General features: G+C 59.7%; 25 protein-coding genes and 1 pseudogene. 10 read left to right on the top strand and 16 right to left on the bottom strand.

Annotation, left to right across the window (positions count from 1 at the left end; all coding sequences use genetic code 11):
- The first annotated feature begins 16 nt into the window (after positions 1–16).
- Complete coding sequence (locus NKF25_RS19880; protein ID WP_253228377.1) at positions 17–1,402, top strand: phenylacetate--CoA ligase family protein; 1,386 nt, start codon at positions 17–19, stop codon at positions 1,400–1,402.
- Positions 1,403–1,679: 277 nt separating this feature from the next.
- Here the strand turns inward: NKF25_RS19880 and NKF25_RS19875 are convergent, their stop codons facing one another.
- The 5 genes from NKF25_RS19875 to NKF25_RS19855 form a co-directional block, all read right to left on the bottom strand.
- Positions 1,680–2,246: a class I SAM-dependent methyltransferase gene (locus NKF25_RS19875; RefSeq protein ID WP_253228376.1), complete on the bottom strand. Its 567-nt coding sequence runs from the start codon at positions 2,244–2,246 to the stop codon at positions 1,680–1,682.
- Between the two features lie 42 nt (positions 2,247–2,288).
- The gene (gene trxA / locus NKF25_RS19870; RefSeq protein WP_253228375.1) at positions 2,289–2,687 is read right to left on the bottom strand and encodes a thioredoxin; all 399 of its coding nucleotides are present in this window, start codon (positions 2,685–2,687) and stop codon (positions 2,289–2,291) included.
- A 217-nt stretch (positions 2,688–2,904) separates the two neighbouring features.
- The gene (locus NKF25_RS19865; RefSeq protein WP_253228374.1) at positions 2,905–3,297 is read right to left on the bottom strand and encodes a hypothetical protein; all 393 of its coding nucleotides are present in this window, start codon (positions 3,295–3,297) and stop codon (positions 2,905–2,907) included.
- On the bottom strand, positions 3,294–4,130 hold the full coding sequence (locus NKF25_RS19860) for a ParA family protein (RefSeq protein ID WP_253228373.1): 837 nt from the start codon (positions 4,128–4,130) through the stop codon (positions 3,294–3,296). The genes NKF25_RS19865 and NKF25_RS19860 overlap by 4 nt, the downstream gene beginning before the upstream one ends.
- Before the next feature lie 384 nt (positions 4,131–4,514).
- Positions 4,515–5,492 (bottom strand): ornithine cyclodeaminase family protein, encoded by a 978-nt coding sequence (locus NKF25_RS19855; RefSeq protein ID WP_253228372.1) that lies wholly within the window; start codon positions 5,490–5,492, stop codon positions 4,515–4,517.
- Positions 5,493–5,564: 72 nt separating this feature from the next.
- Here NKF25_RS19855 and NKF25_RS19850 point away from each other — a divergent pair, with 72 nt between their 5' ends.
- The 3 genes from NKF25_RS19850 to NKF25_RS19840 all read left to right on the top strand — a co-directional run bounded on the left by NKF25_RS19850 (position 5,565) and on the right by NKF25_RS19840 (position 9,334).
- Positions 5,565–6,710 carry an FAD-dependent oxidoreductase gene (locus NKF25_RS19850; RefSeq protein ID WP_253228371.1) on the top strand — a complete coding sequence of 382 codons (1,146 nt, stop codon included), beginning with the start codon at positions 5,565–5,567 and terminating at the stop codon, positions 6,708–6,710.
- A 68-nt stretch (positions 6,711–6,778) separates the two neighbouring features.
- On the top strand, positions 6,779–8,824 hold the full coding sequence (locus NKF25_RS19845) for a S9 family peptidase (protein ID WP_253228370.1): 2,046 nt from the start codon (positions 6,779–6,781) through the stop codon (positions 8,822–8,824).
- A gap of 93 nt (positions 8,825–8,917) precedes the next feature.
- Positions 8,918–9,334, top strand: a complete 417-nt coding sequence (locus NKF25_RS19840) for an SPW repeat protein (RefSeq protein WP_253228369.1) — start codon at positions 8,918–8,920, stop codon at positions 9,332–9,334.
- On the opposite strand, the gene NKF25_RS19835 is transcribed toward NKF25_RS19840, so the two are convergent.
- The 3 genes from NKF25_RS19835 to NKF25_RS19825 form a co-directional block, all read right to left on the bottom strand.
- Positions 9,331–9,567, bottom strand: coding sequence for a hypothetical protein (locus NKF25_RS19835; protein ID WP_253228368.1), 237 nt, complete (start codon positions 9,565–9,567; stop codon positions 9,331–9,333). The genes NKF25_RS19840 and NKF25_RS19835 overlap by 4 nt on opposite strands.
- 59 nt (positions 9,568–9,626) lie before the next feature.
- Entirely contained in the window at positions 9,627–9,950 is a 324-nt protein-coding gene (locus NKF25_RS19830) for a HalOD1 output domain-containing protein (protein ID WP_253228367.1), read from the bottom strand.
- A 167-nt stretch (positions 9,951–10,117) separates the two neighbouring features.
- Positions 10,118–11,446 (bottom strand): hypothetical protein, encoded by a 1,329-nt coding sequence (locus NKF25_RS19825; RefSeq protein WP_253228366.1) that lies wholly within the window; start codon positions 11,444–11,446, stop codon positions 10,118–10,120.
- 134 nt (positions 11,447–11,580) lie between these two features.
- Between NKF25_RS19825 and NKF25_RS19820 the strand changes: the two genes are divergently transcribed.
- On the top strand, positions 11,581–11,994 hold the full coding sequence (locus NKF25_RS19820; protein ID WP_253228365.1) for an EamA family transporter: 414 nt from the start codon (positions 11,581–11,583) through the stop codon (positions 11,992–11,994).
- Positions 11,995–12,110: 116 nt separating this feature from the next.
- On the opposite strand, the gene NKF25_RS19815 is transcribed toward NKF25_RS19820, so the two are convergent.
- On the bottom strand, positions 12,111–12,740 hold the full coding sequence (locus NKF25_RS19815; protein ID WP_253228364.1) for a helix-turn-helix domain-containing protein: 630 nt from the start codon (positions 12,738–12,740) through the stop codon (positions 12,111–12,113).
- Between the two features lie 213 nt (positions 12,741–12,953).
- Here NKF25_RS19815 and NKF25_RS19810 point away from each other — a divergent pair, with 213 nt between their 5' ends.
- The gene (locus tag NKF25_RS19810) at positions 12,954–14,576 is read left to right on the top strand and encodes an MFS transporter (RefSeq protein ID WP_253228363.1); all 1,623 of its coding nucleotides are present in this window, start codon (positions 12,954–12,956) and stop codon (positions 14,574–14,576) included.
- Positions 14,577–14,663: 87 nt separating this feature from the next.
- On the opposite strand, the gene NKF25_RS19805 is transcribed toward NKF25_RS19810, so the two are convergent.
- The 4 genes from NKF25_RS19805 to NKF25_RS19790 all read right to left on the bottom strand — a co-directional run bounded on the left by NKF25_RS19805 (position 14,664) and on the right by NKF25_RS19790 (position 18,072).
- Positions 14,664–15,185, bottom strand: coding sequence for a hypothetical protein (locus NKF25_RS19805; RefSeq protein ID WP_253228362.1), 522 nt, complete (start codon positions 15,183–15,185; stop codon positions 14,664–14,666).
- Between the two features lie 219 nt (positions 15,186–15,404).
- Positions 15,405–16,286 carry an ABC transporter permease gene (locus tag NKF25_RS19800; protein ID WP_253228361.1) on the bottom strand — a complete coding sequence of 294 codons (882 nt, stop codon included), beginning with the start codon at positions 16,284–16,286 and terminating at the stop codon, positions 15,405–15,407.
- Positions 16,283–17,302, bottom strand: coding sequence for an ATP-binding cassette domain-containing protein (locus tag NKF25_RS19795; protein WP_253228360.1), 1,020 nt, complete (start codon positions 17,300–17,302; stop codon positions 16,283–16,285). The genes NKF25_RS19800 and NKF25_RS19795 overlap by 4 nt, the downstream gene beginning before the upstream one ends.
- A 251-nt stretch (positions 17,303–17,553) precedes the next feature.
- On the bottom strand, positions 17,554–18,072 hold the full coding sequence (locus NKF25_RS19790) for a hypothetical protein (protein ID WP_253228359.1): 519 nt from the start codon (positions 18,070–18,072) through the stop codon (positions 17,554–17,556).
- A gap of 221 nt (positions 18,073–18,293) precedes the next feature.
- Between NKF25_RS19790 and NKF25_RS19785 the strand changes: the two genes are divergently transcribed.
- The gene (locus NKF25_RS19785) at positions 18,294–19,211 is read left to right on the top strand and encodes a helix-turn-helix transcriptional regulator (RefSeq protein WP_253228358.1); all 918 of its coding nucleotides are present in this window, start codon (positions 18,294–18,296) and stop codon (positions 19,209–19,211) included.
- Between the two features lie 81 nt (positions 19,212–19,292).
- Positions 19,293–20,528: an MFS transporter gene (locus NKF25_RS19780; protein WP_253228357.1), complete on the top strand. Its 1,236-nt coding sequence runs from the start codon at positions 19,293–19,295 to the stop codon at positions 20,526–20,528.
- 67 nt (positions 20,529–20,595) lie between these two features.
- Here NKF25_RS19780 and NKF25_RS19775 read toward each other — a convergent pair whose 3' ends face one another.
- Positions 20,596–22,350: an alkaline phosphatase PhoX gene (locus tag NKF25_RS19775; protein ID WP_253228356.1), complete on the bottom strand. Its 1,755-nt coding sequence runs from the start codon at positions 22,348–22,350 to the stop codon at positions 20,596–20,598.
- Between the two features lie 314 nt (positions 22,351–22,664).
- Here NKF25_RS19775 and NKF25_RS19770 point away from each other — a divergent pair, with 314 nt between their 5' ends.
- A complete protein-coding gene (locus NKF25_RS19770) occupies positions 22,665–23,615 on the top strand; it encodes a DedA family protein (RefSeq protein WP_253228355.1) in 951 nt (316 codons plus the stop codon).
- 9 nt (positions 23,616–23,624) lie between these two features.
- On the opposite strand, the gene NKF25_RS19765 is transcribed toward NKF25_RS19770, so the two are convergent.
- Entirely contained in the window at positions 23,625–24,035 is a 411-nt protein-coding gene (locus NKF25_RS19765) for a DUF2391 domain-containing protein (protein ID WP_253228354.1), read from the bottom strand.
- A 261-nt stretch (positions 24,036–24,296) separates the two neighbouring features.
- Here NKF25_RS19765 and NKF25_RS19760 point away from each other — a divergent pair.
- Positions 24,297–25,340 (top strand): annotated as a pseudogene (locus NKF25_RS19760) (FAD-dependent monooxygenase); the annotation flags it as partial.
- A 267-nt stretch (positions 25,341–25,607) separates the two neighbouring features.
- On the opposite strand, the gene NKF25_RS19755 reads toward NKF25_RS19760, so the two are convergent.
- The gene (locus NKF25_RS19755) at positions 25,608–26,489 is read right to left on the bottom strand and encodes an NAD+ synthase (protein WP_253228455.1); all 882 of its coding nucleotides are present in this window, start codon (positions 26,487–26,489) and stop codon (positions 25,608–25,610) included.
- Positions 26,490–26,571 lie beyond the last annotated feature (82 nt).

The following is a 26,571-nucleotide window of genomic DNA, read 5'->3' as shown; positions in this document are numbered from 1 at the left end:
ACGGAGGTATTCAAAGATGGCCAAATTGAGTCAGGTAGGAAAGTTTCAGATTCGTTTCGACACCCTTCGAGCGGCACGCACGACCCCAGTCGAGATAAACGCTCGACAGCAGCGACGACTCGAAGATTTACTCGATTTCACATCTCGAGAATCGCGGTTTTATAAGCGTCTGTACGGAGATATCCAGTTTCCGATCACCAACCTCGAAGACCTCCCGATTACGTCGAAACCGATGTTGATGGAACACTTCGAAGACATCGTTACCGATACAGCTGTGACACGGAATGAAATCGATGCATTTGTCGAGGATGAAAATGCGATCGGGAAGCGATTCCTCGGCAGATATCCAGTATGGACGACTTCCGGCACGACCGGAGAACCTGGTATTTTTCTTCAGGACGATTATGCGCTAACTGCTGCTGGCGTGGCAAGTACTCGATGGTTACGGTCTCTACTGAACGTCGAAACGGCGAAGAAATTGGCTCGAAACGAACTCCGGGCGGCAATGATTTCCATCGATGGTCATCACTATGCGGCCGCATCCGGTGTTACCATGCTACAGCGCCGGTATCCATTCCTTCGAAATCGATTCAAAGTATTCTCGCCTAAAAGATCTCTCCCGGAGTTAGTAGCGGATCTCAACGACTACCAGCCAGCACTCATCACCGGATACGCCAGTGTAATTAAAGAACTCGCCAGAGAACAGACGAAAGGTCGGTTAATGCTATCACCAGCGTTCATTTCCACGGGCGCTGAACCTATCTCAGTCTCCGAAAAACGTGAACTGTCCCGGATATTTGATTGTCCTGTACGAGAGATATATGGTTCGACGGAATTTTTCGCGCTAGGAGTCGAGTGCGAACACGGAAATCTCCACGCCAATAGCGATTGGGTGATTTTGGAACCAGTTGACGAAGAGTATCAACCGGTCGAACCCGGTAAGCCATCGGCGACGGTTCTTCTGACGAACCTCGCGAATCGCATTCAACCACTCGTTCGCTACGACTTGGGGGATAGTATTACGATGTACGAGGAGCCGTGTTCGTGTGGGAGTCCGTTTCCTATTATCGAAATCGGTGGCCGCCAAGGTGAGATTCTTCATTTCTCGACCGATGACGGGAGAACCATTCCGGTTTTTCCGCTTCCCTTATCGAGCACCGTTGAGCAAGTTCAGGGAATCCATCGAACACAAATAATACAAACCGACCCACGGTCGCTCACCATCAGGTTAGATACAACAGATGACGCCGACGAACGGGTCGTCTGGGAACAGGTTGAATCCGCCCTTCACGAATTTTTAGAGCGATTAGAAATTACGGGAATCAATATTAAGAAATCATCGACGCCTCCACAACGAGAGTCTACTAGTGGGAAATACAACCACGTCTGGTCTGAAGTCTGAGAACGAAGAAGATGTCGAATAATTCACATTAAGGATACGTTTTTTTGAACTTCGTTGGTGACTATCGAGGCTTCCAATTGTAAATGGCCTGTTGAGTTTGTATAGCAAATATCGATTTATGGGTTCATCGTCTCTCTTCGCCCTGCCATACCGACATCCGGTAAAACGCGTTTCAGTACGACGATTGCATCGTGCTACAGCGGTGCGAAGCGAGTCGATAGTATTTCGATCCAGAACAGCCATTGGTATCGCAAGCAGTATTCGTCAGTGTGTCAGGTTACCGCCTCGCGACGAACACGAACGTCTCCGCTCGCTCTTTTCCGTACCGAACTTCGAACCCGGCCGATTCTACCAACTCCGTCGCTGCTTCGAGGTCGTATCGCTCATCGACCGACGGTCCGTCTTCACCGCGACCCGCCCCGCTCCAGTCCGCCACGACCAACCGACCACCTGAACCGAGAACGCGGGCGACTTCCGCGAGCGCGTCCTCGTCCGCGAACTCGTGGAACGTCATCGTCGAAAACGCGGCGTCGAGTTCGTTTTCGTCGAACGGCAGGTCGCCGACGTCCGCCGTGACGAGTGAGACGTTCTCGGGGACGCCTTTCGCACGATATTCCTCGTGCATCGCGTCCTGTACGTCTACCGCGTAAACGCTCACGCCGATTCCCTCTCCGAACGAAGCCACATCGTCGGTATAAAAGCCGGTCCCGCTCCCGAGGTCGGCAACGGTTTCGCCATCGGCGAGGTCGAGATACGAGAGCAACTCCTCGCGGGAGACGTACCGATAGCGTCCGGTGTCTTCGAGCTTTGCTGCCTTCTCGGGGTCGAACGTGTGAAATCCCATTTTTCGTTTTGATCGAAGAGCGGGGGGAACGAAGAACTTTCCTTAGGCGTACCGTCCGATCAGATCTCTGAGCTTCGATTCGTCCTGCATCCCGACCACTCTCTGTGCCGGTTCCCCGTTCGCGTACAACTGGAGTGTCGGCACGCCACGCACGCCGTTTTGCTGTGCGAGCGGTTGGTGTTGGTCGATATTCACCTTGGCGACGACCGCCTCGGTCTCGCTCGCCACTGTCTGGATGGCTGGCTCCATCATCTTGCACGGCCCACACCAATCCGCGTAGAAATCCACCAACACCACATCGTGTGATCCGACTAGCTCATCGAGGTGTGCCGCACTTTCGACGCGAACCGGTTTTGCGACGGTTCCCTGTTCTTTTTCCGCATCCTCGTTCATCATTTTCTCACGCTTCTGCGCTCTAATCTCTTCGAGTTCGTCCGTCATCTATCCCCCAATAGGTGTCGTTCCGACTTAATGGTTTTGCATGTTCCACACATTTCTGTAGTCCGTATCTAGCATGTTGTCCGGACTGCTGGTGGGTAGGATTGAACCGGGATATGTCTGGATATCTATACAGAAAGCTGTCTGAATTTCTCGATATAATTCTATCCGTGTTTACATGCGGATGTACACCCGGATATCCGATAGCAAGAAGCGACCTTTACCGACGACCGTATCCCCACTCTTCCATCACGTGCTGTACATCGTCCACGTTTTCGAGCCCCGCACGAATGAGCGCCTCACGGACGTCGAGGGCCATCACCTTGTCTCCGTCGAACGTCTGGCTCAACTCACGTTCGAGCTCGTCGATTTCGGTCGCAGTTTGGTCTTGCACGTATACCGGAACAGCGTCCCGGTCTGCTTTCACCGTTCGTCGCGCGAAAATGAACGGCAAGGGGTTCGGATCCGGTTCGGTGGTCGACTCCTCCGGTTCCGACTCGGCTGTGACCGTCTCTACACTCGACCCCGACGCTGTAGTCGATTCCGTGGCATACCCGTCGAGTTCGTCGCTGTAATCGTCGTCGGTCGCACCGTATCTATCGTCCTTCGTCATGCTTCGACCTCCACGACATCGACCGTCCCCTGTTGGATGATCCGCGCCAGTTGCTCGAAGTTCGAAAGCAGGTCCTCTTCGTACTCGCGGAGATCACGCGTTTCCTCGCTTTCCGCGAATTCGAAGAGATTCATCTGATTTTTCCACGCCTCCTTCAGCACGTCACGCTTTCGCACGCCGAACGGGGTCACCGGTTTGCCGTCCGTCTCCAGTTCCTCGCGTGTGTCACGGTAGATGTTCGAGTCGCCGACTTCGTTCGGTACCACGGCGAGAATCCCGAGGTTGAACCCGTCGTCGAACTTCTTGAACCCGCGCTCCATGCTGTCGAGGGTGTCTTCCAACCCTTCGATGGAGATGCTTCCTTTGCGGGTGAGTTCGATAGGGATGACCACGTTTCGTGCAGCGACGAGCGCGTTGTCCACGAGAACGTTCAGCGTCGCCGGTGGATCGATGATGAAGTAGTCGTACTCCGACGCGACGGATTTGAGTGCCGATCGGAGCTGGAACTCCCGGAGCGAGGTGTTCCGCGCGGCCATCTCACTCTCGATGTTCGCCAATCCCTCGTGGGACGGTACGAGGTCGAAGTCCTCCGTTTCGACGATGAGCGATTCGATGTCCTTCTCATCATTCAACAGAACGTCCCCGAGGTGGTCCCGGTCGCCGGTCTTCAATTCCTGATAGCCGACGTGGTCAGTCAAGCTGCCCAGTTGGGGATCCAGATCGATGACGAGAACCCGCTCGTCCTGTCGTCCCAGCGCGGCGGAAATGTTGGTCGCCATGGTCGTCTTACCGACCCCACCTGACTCGCTCCACAGTGTGATGGCTCGCTTCATACAGTCGGTTGATATACCCTTCTCCCTCATAAATTCTCGTCAGACAATTGGGCTAAACTATTCGGATAGCTATCTATCTGGATATCTATACAGATATCTCCCTGCATACCTGAGCGTGATATCGAAGTCCTTCGGCGGTTTCTTGTGGCTCCTCCTTCCCTCAATTCCAAAAAATCGCTCCTCAACCGTTCTACCGTCGGATTTCTCGGTAGATTTCTAGTTGTATAGCTATCTGGATGGCTTTCCAGACATGTCCCCGAATATTCTTGCCATCTCTACTCACCGATCATTCTCCCGTTCGGATCGGATTTCTGAACAGATTTCTGGCAAGCTATCTGTCTGGATATCCCTCCATCCCGTCTGGAAACTCAGTCTCGCTGGCCGCTACAGTTCGACTTCCTCACTGGTCTCCGTCTCAACCGCTCGCTCGAAAACGAACTCACTCGTGGCCGCATCGAGCACGGCCGATCCGACGCTTTCGACCACGATAATCTCTCTATCGTTGTCGCGGCCAACCCTGTCTTCGAGAACGTCGGTGAGCGGAACGAGGTCGGATTCGCCGAGGTCAGTTGCCAGCAAATCCCCTATCTCCGCGACCTCTTCCGGAACGTCGGCGAACGTCTTGTCGGCACGGTCGAACGTTTTGCGATCGAGTTCACGCATCTCGGACGTGTAGGCACCGATGGCGATGACGAGTGTTCCGGGTTCGAGCGCCTCACCCGAGAAGACGGGACTGGTCGCCGTGGTCGTCGTGACGACGACCGTCGCATCCGCGACCGCTTCCGCCGCCGACTCGACTGGCGTCGCCGGAACGTCGAGGTCGGATTCGAGTTCGTCAGCGCACTCGTCCTTCGAATCGCTCGGCGAGTAGACGCGGATCGACTCGACGTCCGTCGCGGTTGCGATACACCGTGCTTGCCAGCGGGCTTGTGTTCCCGCCCCGATGATCCCCAGTTTGACCGGCGAGGACGCGGCGAGTTCGGCGGCCGCGATTCCGCCGATACAGCCCGTCCGTGCGTTCGTGATTCTCGTCCCGGCGAGGAACCCGGCGGGCAATCCAGTCTCGGCTTCGGTCAGCGCGATTTGGGCGTTCACGGTCGGCAGTCCTCGGTCGGCGTTTCCCTCGTACACGCCGACGAGTTTGGTGGCGTAGTAGCGTGCGCCGTGGATGTACGCGGGCATCACGAGACCCGTTCCGAGGGGGGAATCACCGACGATTCCGGTACCAACCGGAAAGTGCGGGCGGTCTGGTCGTTCCACTTCGCCACGGCCCTGTTTGACGAAGGCTTCGCGCACCACCGGGAGCAGGGATTCGATGTCGAGGAGCGACGCCACGTCGTCGTCCGAGATGAGACGAACCATATCGGTCCTTTGGCTCGGACATGCTTATTTCCCGACGATGGAACCATTAGCCAGCGGTCCCTTTTCGACGGTATGCGAATAGTTGTCGTTGGTGGCGGAATCGTCGGCTGTTCGAGCGCGCACTATCTCGCACAGCGCGGAGCAGATGTGGTCCTCTGTGAGCGCTCGAACATCGGCGCTGGAAGCACCGAACGTTCGGCTGGCGGAATTCGGGCGCAGTTCTCGACCCCCGTCAACGTCGCGCTTTCGCGGGCCAGCATGCGCGTCTGGGATCGATTCGAGGACGAGTTCGACGCCGACATCTCCCATCGACGCTCGGGCTATCTCTTCCTCGCCCGGACTGACGACTCCGTGGAGGAACTCGCGGAAACCGTCGCCATGCAAAACGAGCAGGGTGTACCGAGCGAGTCGCTCACTCCCGAGGAGGCGCTGGAACACTGCCCCGGTCTTCGTGCCGACCGTTTCCGGTCGGCGACGTACTCACCGACAGACGGCTTCGCGGACCCGCATTTGGCGCTTCAAGCGTTCGCCACCCGCGCCCGTGAGGACGGGGTGGACATCCGTACCGGCGTCGAGGTGACGGATGTGTTGCGGGACGGGGGTGGCGTTACAGGCGTCGAAACGACCGCGGGGCCCATCGACGCGGACTTCGTCGTCAACGCGGCCGGACCGTGGGCGGGCAGAGTCGCGGCGATGGCGGGCCTCGACCTTCCCATCTCGCCCGAGCGTCGCCAAATCGCGGTCGTTGACCCTGAAACGCCCGTTCCCGAGTCGGTTCCCTTGGTCATCGACCTCGATACGGGGTTGTACTTCCGACCGGAGCGCGAAGGTGCCGCCATCGTCGGCGGCCATTTCGGCGGGGACACGACGGTGGACCCGAACGCTTACGATCACTCGTCCGACCTCGATTGGACGATAGATGCGGTCGAGAAGGCGGCGGAGTTGGCGACGTACTTCGGTCCCGACTCCCGAATCCGCCGGGGATGGGCGGGCCTGTACGCCGTCACGCCGGATCACCACCCGATTATCGAGGAGACGATTTCGGGCTTCGTGAACGCCGTCGGCTTTTCGGGCCACGGGTTCCAGCACGCACCCGCGACCGGTCAACTCGTGACGGAACTCGTCTTCGACGGGGAAGCGTCACTCGTCGACATCTCGGGTCTCGACTCCGCCCGATTCGCGGACGGTCGGACCGTCGACGAGCGAAACGTGGCGTGATCCTGGCAGTGGACCGTTCGATTTGCTGGTGGACATACAACTAAGCCGTTCCCGTGGAACCTTCATCCATGACGGAGACGTTCGAAATCGACGATTATTACGACCTGACGTTGGTGAGCGACCTCTCGCTCTCCCCGGACGGTTCCCGCATCGCGTTCGTCGCGGACGAGTTCGACCGGAGGGCGGACGACCGACGAACCTCGCTGTTCGTCGTTCCGGCGGACGGGGGAGAGGACCCGTATCGACTCTCGCGGGCTTCCGATGCCGGGGGACCGAAATGGTCGCCCGACGGTTCGAAACTCGCGTTTCTCGCCGCCCGCGACGAGGACGTTTCCCTCGCCGTGGGGGCGGGAGCGGGCGAGGAAGATGAGGACGAGGGAGACCGAAAAGAGTCGAACGATGAGGACGACGAACCCAAACCGCAGGTCTGGGTGTTCGACATGGTTCGGGGTGGCGACGCACGGCAGGTAACCGACCGCGACGAGGGTATCGACGGGTTCGACTGGGGACCGGACGGCGAGCGACTCGTCATCTCGTCGCGCGACCCGACCGAGGACGAGGATGCCTATCTCTCGGAGCTCCGGGATGGCGGTCCCGTCGAGACCGAGCGACTGCAACATCGCTTCGACGGCAAGGGGTTTCTGGACGAAGTGACGACCTACCTGTTCGTAGTCGACCTCGAAACGAGAGAAACCCGCCGCCTCGACGATGCCTACGGCGGCGGTGCGTACGAACCCATGTTCGGACTCCAACCCGCGTGGGGACCGGATGGAATCGCGTTCCTTTCGGACCGTTCGGAGCGGCCGGACGATTCGAACACGATGGACGTGTACATCATCGACCCCGACGGGAGCGACTGCCGGAAGGTCACCGACTCCGACCTCACGGCCAATTCGCCTCGCTGGTCGCCCGACGGGTCGAAACTCGCGTTCGTCGGCGCACATCCGACGAACGTCCACGTTCCGAATCAGGTGTACGTCGCGGCGGACGGCGAGTACCGGTCCGTCACGGAATCGCTCGACCGCACCGTCGCACGGGTCGGGCGACTTCGATGGGAGGACGACGAAACGATTCTCGTACCCATCGGCGACGAGGGAAGCACTCGTCTCGTCCGCTGTCCGGCGGACGAGGACGCGCCGACGTTCACCTTCGATTCACAGGGCGACTACCTGACGGTCCGAACGTTCGACGCCGCGGGCGGGACGGTCGCGTTCCTGCTCACAGACGCGGAGACCGTCGGCGAACTGTCCACCATGGCCGTGAGCGACCTCGATACCGGCGAGCCGACCCGGATAACTGCACTCAACGAATCGTTCGAGGAGACACACGCCATGCCCGATTGTCGGCGGGTCGTCTACGAGAACGAGTCGGGCGACGACATCGAGGGATTCGTCTACTATCCGACCGATTTCGACCCCGACGACCCCGACCCACGGCCCCTCGTCGTCTCCATTCATGGTGGCCCCGTCGCCTACGACGCGCCCGAATTCTCCTTCGAATACGCCTACTGGGCGGACGAGGGGTACATCGTGTTTCGCCCCAACTACCGCGGTAGCAGTTCCTACGGACAGGAGTTCAGCGAAGTCATCCGTGGTGAGTGGGGACCACGCGAATCCGAGGACGTGCTCGCGGGCGTCGACCACCTCGTCGAACGTGGCTGGGTCGATTCCGACCGAACGTTCGTTACTGGACTCTCCTACGGCGGTATCACGACCGGTTATCTCGTGACGAGAACGGACCGGTTCGCCGCGGCCGCCGCCGAACACGGCATCTACGACCTCCGTTCGGCGTACGGAACCGACGACGCCCACCTGTGGTGGGAGAACGATTTCGGTCTGCCGTGGGAGAATCCCGAGGGCTACGACGCCGCATCGAGCATCACCGACGTCGAAAACGTCGAAACTCCGCTTTTGGTGACTGCTGGTGACGAGGATTGGCGGTGCGCGCCGTCACAATCCGAGCAACTCTACGTCAGCGTCAAGAAACGGGGCGTTCCCTCGAAGCTCGTCATCTACCAGGGTGAGCATCACAACATCGGCGACCCGGACAGGGCGGTTCACCGCATCGAACAGCTCACGGAATGGTTCGAAACGTACGACCCGAATCGGGCGTAACGGCACCTTAGCGGTTGTACGATTCGGTTTTCGTCTTAAACGGTCGCTCGCTTTATTCGTTCGCTCGCCCTACCCTCTTCCGGGGAAACACTAATGAGTGAAACAGAAGCAAGGGAACGAACGACACGGAGTACCGACTCCCGTGAATCGGGACTGAAATGGCTGAGTGGGTTCGTCTCGCTCGTGGGGGCATGGATATTCGTCTCCGCGTTCGTCTACCCGTCGATGTCGATGACGAGTTACTGGAACAACCTCATCATCGGCGCGGCCATCTTCCTCATCGCGGGGTACAACTACTACCGCATGTCGCGTGGGATGGGGAACAGCGTGGGGAGTTCGTCGTTCGTCGCGCTGCTGGGTCTCTGGATGATACTCACTCCGTTCATCATGACCGCCTCGACGGCGTTCTGGAGTGACATCATCTCGGGTATCGTCGTCGCGATCGTTGCCGGGTACAACGCCTACGCGGGACGGAGCGAGCGGGCGGGGGCGCCTGCCGGAACCGCCTAAATCCGTTCCAACTTATCCAACTGAAACGACGCGAGGTGGTAGCGGGTGATGAGCACCGCGAACCCGACCATCACGACGGCGAACATGGCGTTGAACGAGAGCGCAGTCTGATGGGCAAAGCCGTTCCACAGTTGGGCGATTCCCAACAGTATCGGACCAAAGCTGAATAGCCCAGTTTGTACTGGGAGTTCTTGACAGAGTTCGCGGAAAGTAACGGGTGCTTTTTCGGTCATTAATCGGTTCTTGACGCCATTCGTAGCCGGGTATTGAATACCGTTTCGGATTCGATCGACTACTCGGACGAGTCGTCGGCGGGTGCGTAGATGATGATATCACCGTCCGCTTGGACGACGATTTCACAGCCACGTGCGTTGAAGACGACCTTTCCTTCGGTTCGAGACGTCCCGTCGTGTTTCTGCTTGAAAATCGCGTCCAACGCGTCGGGGTCGACTCTGTCGTACAACCACGTCTGTCTCTCCGTATCCTCCCCGACGACATCGTCTATACCCCGAATGATTCGGGTGCTGGTATCGTCGGTGTCGCCCGTGACACGATACGCCGCTCGTCCGTTACGGTCGAGTTCCGTCGCCCGTTCTGTGAATTTCCCTTCTTTCATAATAGACCGTTTCGTGGACTCAGTTAGAGACGTAAACTGAGTACAGCAATAAAAGAACCTCGATCGAAGCTGAAAGGAACGGTCGCGTACCGTCATCGTCTCAGCAACACCTCGTATTCAGACGCAGGGAGGATAGAACAGCGCAGCCCAACCGTCGTAACGATATCTCACGACCGATAGCGCATCCCCAGGCCGAGCAACGCGAGCGCGATAATCGCTATCGGAACCGTGAATCCGGGGAGGCTCGTCCCCTCGGACGACCGATTCGTCCCTTGGGACGAACCAGTCTCCTGGACTGTTCCTTCCGTCGTGGTTTTCGAATCGGTCGTCGATGCTTGCTGACTCGCCGCTCCGGGGCCGAGTTCGAGAATCCAGCCGTCCTTGCCATCCGCGCCGAACCCGCCGGTCTGTCCGGCGAGGATATAGCCTCCGTCGTGCGATCGTACGGCCGGCCATGGCTTGTCCCACGAGTCGCTCCCGTACGCCTTCTCCCAGTCGAGGGTTCCGTCGGACCCGGTTTTCACCACGTATCCGTCCGAACTGCCGATTCCTCCCGTCAACGTTCCGCCGGTGAACAGGTAACCACCGTCGTCCGTCGGCATCGCCGAGTCGAGCCAATCGACCTCGTCGCCGCCGAACCGTTTCTCCCACTTCAACTCGCCACGCTTGTCGTATCGGAACACCCAACCGTCACGTGACTCGCCGCTTTCGGACTCGCCCGCGATGACGACACCGTTCTCGTCACCGGTCGCCGCCCACACCGCCTCACGATCCGAACCGCCGTGGGTCCGTTGCCATTGTCGTTCCCCGTTTTTCCCGACGCGGAGTATCCATCCGTCCTGACTGTCGCCGTCGAGTTGCCCCGCGACGAAGTACCCATCCGACGTGGGAACGACGGCCTTGAACAGCCCTCCAGAGGTTCCATCGGGTGTGGCGTACGTCTTCTCCCACGTCTTCGCGCCCGATCCGTCCTGTTTGAGAAGCCATCCGCCGGTACCCGAGTCTCCCTGCGTCCATCCCGCAAAGATATACCCCGAATCGGCGTGTTCGACGCCGTAGAACGCGCCGGTGCCCGGCGTTCGCTCTCGCTGCGTCGAACCGTCCGCCCCAAGTTCGAGTATCCACCCCATCGGCGTTCCGTCGCGGTCGGTCCGTCCGGCGACGACGTATCCGTCATCGGTCGTCGCGACGGAGTAGAACCTGTCCGTTCCCGGCCCGGAGAACGTCCGCGTCCACTCCTGTTCACCATTCCCATCGACCTTCATGACCCAGCCATCGATACCCGAACCATCGCTCTCCGTCTCTCCGGCGAGGATGTAGCCGCCGTCGTCCGTCGGAGCGATGTCCGCGAAGATATCGTCGCCGGAACCGCCGTACGTTCGGTTCCAGCGCTCGCTCGGTTCCTCGTTCGCCTGCATCCCCTCCGTGCCTATCGTCATCGCCCCGACGGCGAACGCGACGATGAGGACGAGTGTGAGTATCGTCGGGCGTCTCATGTTCGTGGAGTCACGGATAGGGCAGTTTGTTATACTTCGACTACGCCCGAATCAGGCACTCTCTGACCCACGGTTGACACCTCCTTCTCCGCCGGAATCCGAACACATTCGTCCGTGTACCGTTTCTCAATCGCATGGTTCGAACAGCTATCTACTTCGCACTGGTCGGTATGCTTACGTGGGGCGTTTGGGCGGTGTTCGCCGACCTCGCCACCCGTACCCTCGCACCGGAAGTGGCGATGGCAATCTCGTACGTCGTCGGTGTGGGCGTCGCGATCGCGTACATCGCCGTCCAATCCGACCCCGTATCCCTCTCCGGGTCCGGCGTCGCCTTCGCCGTCGCCGGTGGGGTATTCTCCGGTATCGGTTCCATCAGTTACTACGCCGCGCTTCAACGAGGCAATACCGCAATCGCGACGACCGTTACTGCCCTCTACTTCGTCGTCGCTGCGGTCCTCGGCGTGTTGTTTCTCGGCGACTCCGTCGATTTGCGGGATTTGGCGGGTATCGGGCTCGCTATCGGTGCTGTCGCCCTTCTGGCGACGTGAGTTGACGAATATGTATATTCTATCTCGCTATACACAAACTCCGTCTCCGGGTAACCCATCGTCCGGCAAATGGATTTCATCCGGACGAAAACGAACCCGTCCCCGATTTCCGACCGCTACGACTGTCTCGCAACGAATTCCGTGATTATCCGTCGTTCCGCGCGATGGAGGACGTCACCTGCAGTCGTCTTGTGAACGTCCATTTCGGCGGCGAGTTCCGTCAGGGTACATCCTCGAGGTGTCTCGTAATACCCTCGGTCAACCGCTTTCTCGATGAACTGCTGCTGACGAGCGGTGATGAGATCGTCCGGGTCGAGACTTTGGACGAGGGATCGGATGTTGTACGCGATTCCCGCGGATTCGAACGAATCCGTGAGTTCGGACAGTTGTGCGTGCGACGTAGCCTGGGTAGCGGTGACCGTTCCATCACGGAATACGACGGGATATCGGGGAACGGTCCCCGAGTCGGATACCAGTCGTTGCATTTTCGGCTCCGGTGAACGATATTCGATGATCACGACTTCCCCGTCGGAATCCATCTCCCGAAACGAGTGGAGGTCCTCGACTTCGCCCAACTCCTCCCGAATCGCGTTCGGGTTTCGAGTCCTTGCCTCCAAAATCCCGATCGTTCCATTCTCCCCCGGATACGACGCTAAAATTCGAAACTCGTCCTCGGGATGGGACGACGAGAGCGCGACCAACCAGTTAGCCGGTGGGTCGGGAATCTCGATCTGAACTCGTGGCATGGTTACCGTGACGCCCGACCGAACTTGTCACTGTCGGATGATTCCTACATGTAGGTGGAAGACTCATCCGTGGCGCACGGAAATACCGAACCATGCGTATTCAGATATGTCTCTGGACTCACTCGAATCACGGTGAGTATCGATGGGAGTAGCGTACGAACCGACGAATGAAGCGCGAACGACGTACCGTCTGCGATGTGGAGGCCGGTCGCAGTGAGCGGCGGTCATCCCACTTCTTCGCCCGTCGAAGAGTGGCCTCGCCGTCGGCTTGCTATCGTCCTCGGCGGGTTGATGCTCGCCATCATGCTGAGCGCGCTCGACCAAACTATCGTTTCGACTGCACTTCCGACCATCGCGAGCGACCTCGGAAGCGTCAAAAACTACTCGTGGATCGTCACTGCCTATCTGATCACGACGACGGCTTCCGCCGCGCTCTACGGCAAACTCAGCGACATCTACGGTCGGCGCGCGCTCTTCACTGTCGCGGTATCCGTTTTCGTGGTCGGTTCCGCGCTCTGTGCGGCCGCCGGTTCGATTCCGGTCGTGAACCAATACATCGACGGCATCGTCCAACTCGCGCTCCTCCGTGCGCTCCAGGGTATCGGTGCGGGCGGCCTCTGGGTGCTCGTGCTCTCCATCCTCGGCGATATGTTCGGGCCGCGCAAGCGCTCCGAGTACATCAGCTACATGCTCTCGGGCTTCGGGGCGGCGCTCGTGATCGGCCCGCTCGTCGGCGGTTGGTTGACCGAGCACTTCTCCTGGCACTGGATCTTCCTCATCAACCTTCCGCTGGGCGTGCTTTCGCTCGCGCTCGTGTGGGCTTACCTCGACATCCCGCAGGAGACCGTCGATCATCCGATAGACTACTTCGGCGCGCTCCTACTCGTCGCGGCCCTGACGACGCTCATCCTCGCGACTTCGTGGGGCGGCGGGGATTACGCGTGGGACTCGCCGACGATCCTCGGACTGTTCGGCCTGACGGCCGTCCTCGCGGTCGCGTTCGTCGTACAGGAGGTCCGAACGGCGGAACCGGTGTTCCCGATCGACCTCGTCTCGAACCGCGGCGTCGGCGTGGCGATGGGGCTGAGTTTCGTCATCGGTCTCGGCCAACTCGTCGGCGTCACCTACCTCCCGCTCTACCTCCAGGCGGTCACGGGCGTGTCCGCGACGAACTCCGGACTCCTGCTCCTCCCGTTGCTCGGCGGGATGATCGTCGTGTCCGCTATCACCGGCCAACTGATCAGTCGATACGGGCGACTGCGTGTCTTCCCCGTCGTCGGATTCGCAACCGCCTCGATCGGCTACTACCTCTTTTCCACGATGACACCGGACATGGGGTTCACGACCATCGCGGGTTTCATGCTCGTCACCGGCGTCGGACTCGGCTTCGTAAACCCCGTGCTGTCGCTTTCCGCGCAACTCGCCGTCGATCGGACGCGGATCGGGGTGGCGACCACGAGTGTCTCCGTCACCCGGAGCCTCGGGTCGGGTATCGGTGTCGCAGTGCTCGGTTCCGTCTTCACCTCGACACTCACGGACGATCTCACGAACGCGCTCGGGCCGAAAGCGGCGCAGTACGCGGGTGCGAGCCAGAACGTCAACGAGATCAGCTCGCTCCCGTCGGGAATCCAGCACGCGGTTATCAACGCCCTTTCCGGGAGTCTCACGACCATGTTCCTCTGGACGGTTCCCGTTATCGCCCTCGGCTTCCTGCTCGCATTCGCCCTTCCGAACCCGGACATGGACGAAGGTAGTCCCGGGACGCAGGGAACGGAGGACGGTGTCCCCTCCGAAGACGGCCACCGGGACGTGGGAACGGGTTCGACCGACGATTGAGTGGTTGGACGAGCATCCCGCTCGTGAACCACCGTCGAATCGACTTCGAAAAACGGATTCTTTTCGTGTGTTACCGACTGCGAATCGTCAGAAGAGGTCCCACCACGGTGACTCCGCATCGTCGTCGTGCCGTCGTCGCTTGGCGTCGCGCAACCGTCGTTTTGGAGCGTGCTCGCGGGCGTTCCGAACTCGGTCACCGACGGTCTGCCGACCGACGCCGCGGAACCGCGCCCATTCGGCTTGGCTGAACGGTCCCCGGTCGGCCATCCACGCGTCGAGCGCCGCGGCGGGTGGTACGCCAGCCTCGAAGTACGGGCGAAGCCCCTCGGCGGCGTGGTGGTGTGGCGACAGCGCTTCGATGGTGTCGATGAACTCCAGTCCGACGACGAATCCTTCGTCGTCGGGGAGGATCATGAAATCCCGAATCGAGAGGGCGTTCACGTCGGCCCACTCATCGAATCCATCGGGAAGCCGGTTCGTCTCCTCGAAGAAGATCTTTATCGTCTCGTCGTCGACCCGTACGTCGGCGACGTCGGGTCGGTCACGGACGTCTTCTACGATACGCTCGAAGCGGTCGGGTTCGTCGTCGGCATCTGGGGCCCAGCTCATCGGTTGCTCTCCGTTCTATCCACGTCTTCCGTGACGCGAGGGTTGAACGCTTCGGTCGCCGGTGCGATGGTACTCATTTCGCTCTCTGAAATCGTATAAGGCGTACATCTACTTAACAAATCCGGAGATGTACGCCTCATACGTACTTTCGACTTCCGACCTCCCGACTACCTCCCGATGTACCTATATTGTACGCGAACTGCAAAATACGGCTTCGGATCACGGACTCGACGCCCGATTCAAGAATCGGACAGCTATCGCCCCGAGTACGATGTCGAGGACGCCGAGAACGACCAGCGCCGGAACCACCGTATTCCAGACGCCGCCGAGTCCCGAGATGGTGAGAACGTTCGATACGTCTTGGTTCAGCATCAGTGCGCGAGTGGCGTCGATACCGTACGTGAGCGGGTTGATTTTCGCCACCGTCTGCACCCACGTGGGGAGCGAATCGATCGGGAGGAACGCGCTCGAGAGGAATAGCATCGGGAACTGGAGTATCATCATCGCGACGATGGTTCCTTCACCGTTTCCGGTGGCGACGGCGACGATGTTCGATAGCGCCGCGAACCAGATCGAGAACACCATCGCGACGACCACGATGCCGAGTACCCCCGGTAGACCGGTTGCGACGTACGTGCCGACCGAACCGCCGGTATCGAGCCACACGAGGACGTACCCGAGGACGAGAATGATGAACGTCTGTACGACGATTCTAACGACCTCGGAAAGCGACTTCCCGAGCAGCATTCCACCCCGATGGATCGGCGAGACGAGGATCTTGTCGAACATCCCGGTCTCCATGTCGTCCGTCAGTCCGGTACCCGACGAACCGGCGGCGAAGAACGCCGATTGAATCACGATCGCTGGTACGAGGTACGTGACGTAGTTGACGTTCTCGCCGAGCGACTGCGCCAGTACGCCGCTGGTGGCATCCCCGAACACCTGTGAGAACAGGACGAGAAAGATGATGGGTTGGAACAAGGTGAATATCAGCACCATCGGGTCACGGGTCGTCTTGATGAGCCAGCGCTTGAGGATGATCCAGACGTCGACGACGAAGCTATTCCCCGTCGTCGGGACTGTTCGTTCGGTGGTGCTCACGGGCTGACCTCCGGTGCGGCGGACGCGCCGTCCGTGTCAGTTCCCGTCGTGACCTCGTCCACGTGTTCGCCGGTGATGGCGAGGAACACGTCGTCGAGCGTCGGCGACCGAACGTCGAAGCCGACGACCGTGAAATCGGCGTTCCGCAGCGCGAGTAGGAGGTCGGTGCCGTTACGCCGCGCGTTCTTCGCGGTGAGGGAAATCCCGTCAGCGGTCGTTTCGATAGTCGCGTCGGCGAACAGGCCGGATTCGATCACGACCCGACGGGCACGCGCCCGCTCCTCGTCGTTCGATTCCTCGATCGTGATATCGAGAACGTCTCCGCCGACGCGCGATTTGAGCGCCTGTGGCGAATCGGTCGCGACGATTTTCCCGCCTTGAATCACCGACAGACGGTCACAGAGTTCGTCGGCCTCCTCCAGATACTGCGTCGTGAGGAACACCGTGGTTCCCTGTCGGTTGATCTTTCGGAAGTACTCCCACAGGTTGAGTCGTGCTTTCGGATCCAGCCCCGTCGTGGGTTCGTCGAGAAACACCAACTGGGGTCGGTGAACCAGCGCGGTCGCCACGTCGAGTCGCTTTTTCATGCCACCGGAGAACCGCTCGGAGCGTTTGTCCGCCACGTCCGCGAGATCGACGAGTTCGAGTAACTCGTTCACACGATTCGTCCGCTCGTCGCGTGGGACGCCGTACGCCTCGCAGGCGAAACGGATGTTCTCCCGTGCAGTGAGGTGTGGATCCACGCTGGTCTCCTGGGCCATGTACCCGATGGATTGGCGGACCGCCCGTGAATCCTCGTCCGTGTCGAATCCGTTGATCCGCACCGTTCCCGACGTCGGCCGTAACAGCGTCGTCAGCGTCTTTATCGTCGTGGTCTTTCCTGCACCGTTCGGGCCTAAGAAGCCGAAGAACTCCCCTTTCGGTACCGTTAGATTCACTCCTCGGACCGCTTCCGTCCCGTCCGCGTACGTGAGGCGGACGTCGTCGGCCTCGATCATGTTCGAATCGTTACTCATTTTGTCGTCTCCACTCTCGCCTGAGACGTACGTATATTTAAATATACTGTATAATGTACGCTCTACACGTACTCTTTTTCCTGAAGCGTACATCCTCCCCACCGACCGAGCACTGCTCAAGAAAAAACGGTTCCTGTAACGCGGTCCCGAGCGTTCGGGAGCCAAATCACGGGATTCGAAGGGTACTCCGGGTGATCGACGCACGACCGCCGGTTCGAGTGCGCGGACGCGTGCTCGAATTTATCCCGGAACTATTGTCGCGACCGGAACCGTCCTGGATCGTCGTTTCCGAACCGAGAGCGTGGGTGTCTGCCCGTGCCGTACCGGTGACGGAGGTGGTTACAGGCGGCGTGAAATCCGTCGCTTCCCTCGTGTTGGTCCCCATGGGACGGACCCCACTTCGCTCGTGCGAACGGTCCGCGGGCAGCCATCAGCGCCTTGCGCCGTGTGGCAGGGGAATGGTCCGCGTCGAGGTATCGACGGAGGTTGTCCACTCCGGATCGGAGGGACGACAGCGCTTCGACTTCGTCGGTGAAGGTGAGGTGAACGGCGAAGCCGTCGTCCTCGGGCCGCACCTCGACGTCACGAATCAGCAGGTCGTTGGCGTCGGCCCATTCGTCGAAGCCCTCGGGCAACGTCGTTTGCTCGTCGAAGGAAATGGTTATCGTCTCGTCGTCGTGCTCCACATCGGCGACTTCGGGACGGTCACGCACGTCCTCCACGATGTGTTCGATTCGGTCGTCGTCGGTATCGGGTGCCCAGTTTGCCATCAGTTCGTCCTCGTTCCGTGTTCTCCTTCCACCGCAGGAAGCGCGGTCATCGACAGTTCGGTCGTCGGCGTGGTGTTGCTCATCTCGTCATCGCCACCCATACGTGAAGCGTACACCTATTTATACCTTTCGCAAATGTACGTTTTGAGCGTACGACCTGTGTCTGGGGCTGTCGAGAACGCTCCCAATATCGCTATGCCGAAACGTCTCCAAGGTAGCGCATGAGCGACCCGTTTATCCACGAAGCCGAACCTCACGAGGTGTTTACGTCGCTTTCCGACGGAACTCGCCTCACGATTTTACAGACGCTTTGGGAGGGCAACGATTCCGGAATGACGTTTTCAGAACTGCGAACCGCCGCCGGGGAACGGGAATCGAGCGGGTTCAACTATCATCTCGGAAAGCTCGTGGGTCGGTTCGTCACGAAGGAGGAAGAGGAGGGTACGTATCGGCTCACCCAAGCGGGCAAACACGTTTGCGGTGCGATTGCATCCGGAATATACACGGCACGGGGTACGCTCGACCCGGTCGAATTGAACGACCGATGCGAAACGAGCGGAGACCGATTGCGAATCGAATACGAAAGCGAAACCATCCGCATCGGTTGTGACTCCTGTTCCTCGTGTCCATCCGGATGGAACGTCCCAGCACCACCGTCCGTCTTTTCAGGGTACGACCACGACGCGATTCCAGCGGTCGTGGACCGGTATATCCGAACGATATCACGACACGCTATCGATGGCTTCTGTCCGTACTGTAACGGTCGAATGCAACCGACGGTGCGACCGTCGGATCCGCCGAATACGGCCTCGACGTCGGCGACCGAATCCGAAGATACCAGCCATTTCCGTGGCGAACCGGTGGTTTCGTTCGAATGTCAACGATGCGGTGCCGATGCCGGACTTGCGCTCGACCACGCGCTTTTGCTCGCAAATCCGACCGTCGCCAATTTCTACTACGAACACGCTATCGTCGTCCGAGAGCGACCCGTCTGGAGATTTTCGGAGCTTTCCCCCGAGAGGGTGACCATCGTTAACCGAACTCCGCTCCGGGTGGACGTGACTTTTCGAGTCGATACGTCGTCGCTGACCGTCCACGTCGACGAGACGTTCGGCGTCTCCAGTTCTGACGGCTGCTGAACAGAACGACTATTCTGTTCCTCCGCCAACAGAAATATCGCTTGGATTACATTTATGGCTACCCTGCGAGTGGTTCGATTGATGCGAGAGCTCTTCCGAAACCCGACGTTCCGACGGCTGTTTTTCGGTCGAATCATCACGAACGCGGGCGACAGTCTCTACTACATCGCGGCGATGTGGCTCGTCTACTCCCTCAGCGACTCGACGTTCTACACAGGTCTCGCGGGTGCGTTGGTTCTCCTTCCGCAGACGTTTCAGGTCCTCATCGGACCGCTCGTCGACCGATGGAGCCTTCGGCGAACGCTGTTGGGAACCCAACTCGTTCAATGTGTTCTCGTTCTGGCCGTACCGCTGGCGGTCGTCACGGATCGATTTGTGGTCCCCACGGTGCTTCTCGTCATTCCGGTTGCCGGACTGGTCAACGAAATCGTCTATCCGGCGGAGAGCGCTGCACTCCCTCGAATCGTCGAAACGAAAGAGTTAGTCGATGCGAATTCGGCGTTCTCCTTCGCCTACGGCGGAGTGGATTTCCTCTTCAACGCCGTCGGTGGCGTACTCATCGCACTCGTCGGTGCGGTTTCGCTGTATCTCATCGACTCCGCCACGTTTGCCATCGCTGCCCTCGTCTTTGCCGATATTCGCGTTCCTACCGCAGAGCGATCGAACAGCGAGCCATCGTCATCGGCAGTCGGTGATTACGCCGAGAAACTGCGTGAGGGAATTCGGTATATTCGGGCTACAGTTCTCGTCCCGATTCTCGTCACCTTCGTCCTGTCCGGTGTCGCGGCCTACGCGACGATTGCAGTACTTCCCGCTTTCGGGGCAGCACACGGCGGGGCAGGGACGTACGGGATGTTCCTCGCCGGACTCTCCGCTGGACGGTTGGTCGGGGCTCTCGCGGCGCCGAAACTCAAACGGATACCGATACATCTGCTCGGTGCGGTCGGCTACTGCTTGGGCGGTGTTGCATGGCTCGCCGCGGTTCGGATGCAGTGGTTGCCGTTATCGACGGTCCTCGTCTGCCTCGCGTTCGTTCCGATCGGCGTCATGGACACGATACTCATCGCGATGATTCAGTCGCTCGTTCCCGACCGTCTCCTCGGCCGTGTGACCGCTGTAGTGTACAGCGTCACCGGTGTCGCAAAGCCGGTCGGTTCACTGCTCGGCGGGGCGCTCGCAACGATTGTCGGACTCGACTTACTGATGCTCGGGGTAACCGTCGGATTGTTTTCGATGGCGATCTTCTGGGCTGCTCATCCGCTCCTCCGCCGTGTCCCGGCAGTACAAGAGATAGAGTCTGACGCGTATGGATTATAACCGAGGGCAGACGAGTGAACGAGTCATTTGCCGCTCTCGGAAAAAATCGAACCTCGAAGTCGCCGACTTAGCAACCGTCGTCCTTCCCGTCGCCGTTATTTCCGTCCTCGTTGCCGTGGCCGTCGTTTCCTTTCCAGCTTCGCTTTCCGGGCGTGAACAGCCAGAGAACGTTGTTCTCGTGATCGCCGTCCTCGCCGACGAGAACGCGGCCGTCGTCCAAGGTGACGATGTTGTCCGGGTTGGCGAGCGTGTTCAGGAGCATTCCGTTCGCGTCTTTGCCGTCGTCACCGGGTGCGACGACGTTCGCTTCGGGGCCGCCGACCAGCGACGGTTCGATGCGTTTGATATCGTAGCTTCCAGTCAGTCGGGCGCTGTAGACCGCGCCGTATGTGTCCTCTTCGAGCATCACGTCGCCGTCCACGTCGCTCATCGTCGCGTGGACGTTCGAGCAGGCGATGTTGATAACGTCTCCCGGCTTGGCGTCACTCGGTGCGCTGATTCCTTCCAGTTTCTGCCACTCGTTGGTCGCGCCGAGCGCGGCCGCGGTCTTCCGGGTTTCGAGGAAGGCGACGCGGTCGTCCTCGGCGTTTCCGTTCGCCCACTCCCGAATCTCGTGGTCGGTGATGTACTTCGCCTCGTATCCGTCCGCGGTCGGGTCCTGATCGTCGTATTCGCTGATCCACGACTCGATCTCGTCTTCCTCGCCGTGTGCCAGTTCGACCCATTCCACGTCGAACCCGGCCTTCGTCACGTCATCCGTCGCATCCTGTTCGAGTTTCGCGGCGTAGAGCGTACCAGCACTCAAATCGCCCGCCTCGTCGGCGACGAACTTGTAGAGGACGCCCCCCTCGTAATCGTCGGTGAGGTAGACGGTGCGCTCGTCGCCGAGCACTTCGCCGACCTCGTGGGATGCCCGTCCGAGCGCGAAGCGCTTCGTCGGCGTCGCATCGCCGGTCGGGTCCTCGACCTCCACGATGAACCCGTAACGGTAGGCATTCCCGAAGTAGCCGAGGTAGTTCTCGAACGTCTTTTCGGCGTTGCCGTAGGTTTTCTCGTCGCTCTCGAACCACGCTTTCGCGTCCGGTTCGTACTCCTCACTGGACAGCGGTGTGTTCCACGGACTGAGCGAGCCGTTGCAGTTGTTCCACGTCCCTTCCATTCTCCGCACATCGAGATTTTCGATACTTCCGTCCTCGACAGTCCACTCCGCGCTGTCCCCATCGCGGCTGAGGAACATCCGCGAAATCATGCCGGGTTGGGCCTCCCAGTTCGTGAAGAGGTATCCCTCGTTTTCGCCGGTCGGGACGTACGCGTTCATGTCCGACTCGGCTTCGTCAGTGATCGGGTTCCCATCGGCATCGTTCGGCACACCGAGCAGGTCGCCGTTTCCGAGTTTTTGTGTCCCAGTTGCGAGCACCTGATGCTGACCGATTGCGGTTCGAGTCGTTTGCTTCTCGTCGTCCGTCGACGCGGCCGGAAGGTTCGGAACGTCCGTGGGAAATCCACTTCCGTCGATGCCGACGACTGCACCGACGACACTCGCGTCGTACGGTGTCGGATTATCCTTGTTCGGGTGCTGGACGTTCATGAAGAGTTGCCCGTCGGGTGCCATCCGAAGTCCCGTGACTTCGGCACCGAGTGGAACGGTCGCGAACCGAGTTAGTGCCGGTTGGTCGAAGTCGTTGCGAGGCTCCTTTTCGTTCCCTCGTTGGTGTTGACCGTTTCCGTCGTTGCCTTCCTTGGCAACCGAAACCCCTGCCGTCGAGAGTGCTGTCAAACCGAGGATACCGAGCGCCTTCCGTCGCGAGTATGTCTCTGCCATACGGTGATTCGATACGACCATCGGTTAATCAACGTATATAAGAGGTATTCCATGATATAACATCGAATATGCGGTACAATGTAGAACTACTTTTGTCGAAAATATATGTCCGCTGATCATCCACAAATCACCGCTTGCTTTCGGTTTGGGTTCTATATTCCGTTTTTCAACTCACGTTTGACTCGCGTCACTATCTTTAGCTAGTCTACTCACGAGTGCGACTGTAACCGCTTGCCAGCAGCCCTTCGACACGAAAGTCCGATTCCTGGCGCTACCAGTAAGTTGATAGCCGTTCTCACGTTAGATCCGATCGAATGTTTGATTGGGTGACTCACACCGTTCTCTCGTTCGTCTCCGACTACGGCTATCTCGCCGTCTTCGTGTACATGGCGCTCGAAACGGGATTCATCCTGCATTTCGCACCCAGCGAACTCGTCGTCCCGTTCGCGGCCACGCAACTCGTCCACGATCCGTTTTCCTTCGGCCTCTTCGTCCTCGACGCAACGCTCGGAGCGACTGTGGGGAGTGTCCTCGCGTACTACGTCCTCGGGAAGAACAGCGAATACGTCCTCGGTCGCTGGGGCTATCTCGTTCACGTCTCCGACGACGATATTCAGCGCGGCCAACGATGGTTCGGGCACTGGGGCGAGAGTTCCGTCTTCTGGGGTCGAATGTTGCCGCTGATGCGTGCCGCCATTTCGATACCCGCCGGAATCGCCGAGATGGACCTCCGAAAGTTCGTCACCTACTCCGCGAGCGGAGCGTTCATCTTCAACCTCCTGCTGACGTTCCTGGTGTACAGCGGTGCAGGAGAAACGTCCCCGCTCGGCTTGCTACTTTCCAAGGTCTCCGAGCAAGTCTCCGAAGTCGTGTCTTACGTCCAACTCCACCCACGGGTCGCCATCGTCGCCGGTGGCGTGTTCGTCCTCGCGCTGGCCGGTCTCTGGTTCTCCCGGGACTACATCCGTAAAAACCCGGTCGTCTCCCATCGCATCATGCTTCGGATCCTCTGCGGGAGCGGTACCCTCGTCGGCGTGTTGTTCCTGCTCGGCGCGACGGTGACGCCGCTCCAGTCGTTTCACGCCATCACGAACATCTGGGATAACCCGCTCTTTTTCACCCAGTTCGGGCTATCACCACAGTTCGCGCTGCTCTCCACCGGACTCGTCTTCTGTGCCAGCGCACTCGTCCTGTTCGAAATCGGGAAACGGATTCCGATCGAACGCCTCATCCGACGTTTTAACGCCGGGCGGTTCTCGTTATGACACCGACACCTACAGCACCGAATCGGCGACGGTTGCACTGATGGTCGTAAAGAGGCTGGTGACGAGAATCGCTTTCAGCGTCGTTCCGAGCGTCGCCCCGTAGAACGACGGTTCCCGAAGGAACACCACGATAGCCGTCGCCGTGAGTCCGGAGACGACGAACAGGGAGACGAGGCGAAGCGGTACCCCACCGACCGTTCGTTCCCGCTCGACGTCGTGGGTCTGGTCGGCGGAGTACAGCCCCAGATAGGCGATTCCGGAAACGAGTACGAGGGTCAAGAGAACCCGCACCGTGGACATTTGCTCGCTGACGAGCCACACGTCCGGCGGGATGATGAACCCGGCACCGAGGATCAACGCTCCGAGGAACTGCTGTGCGACATCGGCGAGTCGAAAGCGATTCAGTTTCGTTCTGACCACGCTCGTTCGAAATCTGACCGACCCCACCAATAGCTGTAGCGATGTTCTCCGGAAGTCCCCCGCCGTTCGTATCGATGCACCCACGCTTCCCCCCACTGTATAATCGGATACGGATTATACCGTCCCGGAAAGCTTTTGTCTTCGTTTTTGGAACCCACATCCGATGATTGCCTCCCCCTCACAGCAGTCCCTTCCGGTCCACGTCCGTCGGTTTCCCGAAACCGGACGTGTCGATATCGTTGCGTCCGTGGGGCCACAGCGATGACCGACGAGTCGGTGGATTCCGCCGAATCCGATCAGGCGGAACGAATAGAACGAACCGAACGAACCGAGCAGTCGGCGGACGTGGTGATAGTCGGTGCTGGTCCGGCCGGTGCCGTCCTCGGCTATCTGCTGGCCAGAAGCGGCGTGGAAACAGTTCTCATCGAACGCCAGCGGACGCTCGACAGGGAATTCCGCGGCTACGGGTTTCGCCCGCCGCTTCCGCGTCTCTTCGCCGAAATGGATCTCCTCGATGCCATCGAGGACCTCCCTCACGAGGTCATCACCCAGGGTACCGTCGTCGCCTATGGCAAATCGTATCCGGTGTTCGATTTCGACGAGCGGTACGTCCTCCTGTTGAAGCAACCGCCGTTGCTTCGCCTCCTCATCGAACGTGCACGGGAGTACGACACCTTCACGTTTCACAGCGGAACGACGTTCGACGGTTTCCTCCGTGAAGACGGTTCAGTCGCGGGGATTTCCGCGACGTCCCGCCCGAGCGGTGAGACGCTCGAAATTCGGAGTCGGCTGGTCGTCGGCGCGGACGGTCGGTTCTCGTCCACCCGGAAGGTCGCCGGAATCGATTCGGGAATGAACGAGACGGGTATCGAGGTTGTGTGGTTTCGACTGCCGTGTGCGGCGGCGGACTTCACGACACACATCCGGGTCGAGGACGAGGGTGTCCTGGTGTACTCCCCGCTGAGCGAGCGTGAATCCCAGTATGGGTTGCTCATCCCGAAAGGCACCTATCCGGCCCTGCGCGACCGCGGTATCGCCGACTTTCGGGAGACGGTTTCGGCCATCGAACCCGCCCTCGACGGCGACATCGACGAACATCTGACCTCGTTCGACGCGTGTTCCCTGCTCTCCATCCGCTCCGGGCTTGCGGAACGATGGACCGACGACGGCTTCCTGCTCATCGGTGACGCCGCACACGTCGCCTCGCCGATCGGTGCCGAAGGGAACAACTTGGCGATTCAGGATGCGCTCGCCGTACATCGTCTGCTCACGCCCGTCCTCCATCGCGGTGACGGTCCGCTCCCGGAACGGCTTCTCCGACGCGTCGAGCAGGTCCGTCGGCCCGCAGTGGAGGAGACGATACGTGCCCAGCAGTCGCGGGGGGGACGGCCTCTCGTCGCTCCTCTCGTCGCGCGACCGTATTCCCGACGCGCTCGAACCGACCCTGCTACGAGGTGGGGCAGCGCTGATGAGCCTGCTGGCGCGGCTTCCGAGTCGTTCCTCGACGGACGAAAACGAGACCTCGGTCGATCGAACGCTCTTCGTCGACTGATCCGTCGGCCCATTTGGTCCTTATCGAACTCGATCGACGGGTGCATCGAGTGCGGGTGCGAATCGTCGCTCGATTTCCGACTGCTCGTAGAGGGTGATGATCGACTCGACGGTCTCCTCCTCGATGCCGACCAGTTCGGCCGTTCGTCCCGGCGAAACCGGTCCGTCGATGGTCAGCGCGAGGACGGAGTCGATGGTGTCGTAGCTGGCACCGAGGTTCTCCTCGTCGGTCCCCCCGGCACCGATTTCCGGACTCGCCTTCCGTTCGACGATCCGGTCGGGGACGCCGACGTGAGCCGATAGCTGACGAACTTGACGCTTGTACAGGTGAAGGATCGGCTGGCAGTCGACGGCCGCGTCGCCGTACTTGTCGAAGTGGCCGGTCAACCATTCGCTCCGATTGCTCGTCCCGACGACGACGCCGCTCATCTCCATCCCGTTCAGGTACTCCACGAGCGTCCGCGTTCGGACCGCCGTTATGTCGCGTTGGAATCGTCCGATCCGGTCGTTCGTCTCCCCGTGGTCGGGAAGCGCGTCCGTTATCGCATCGACTATCGGTCCTATCTCCACGACGTCGTAGTCGATACCGAGGTCGTCGGCGACACGCTCGGCGTCGCTCATCGTCTCGTCGCTGCTCACCTCGCTCGGCATCACGACGCCGTAGACGTTCTCGGTTCCCAGCGCTTCGACGGCGAGATACGCGACCAGCGTGCTGTCGATTCCGCCGGACAGGCCGACGACGGCGGTATCGAGTTCGCGCGTGACGCTCATGCGCTCCTCGTCACGGTTCACGTGTTCCTCGATGAACGACAGGATTCGTTCGTGTTCGGCTTCGAGTTCCGCCTCGGTAAATCGCACGTCGAGCGGTTCGTCGGCGGTTCGTACCGTCTGGTTCGATGCCATACTCGACCGTTCGTTCCCCTCGCTGGAGTTTCTTTTCATTGCGGAAGTACTGAATTATTCTTCCCAAACAGGTTGGAACCAT

It is taken from the genome of Haladaptatus sp. AB643 (assembly GCF_024136975.1).
In the GTDB taxonomy this organism is placed as follows: domain Archaea; phylum Halobacteriota; class Halobacteria; order Halobacteriales; family Haladaptataceae; genus Haladaptatus.
This window is presented reverse-complemented; position numbering and strand designations above follow the sequence as displayed.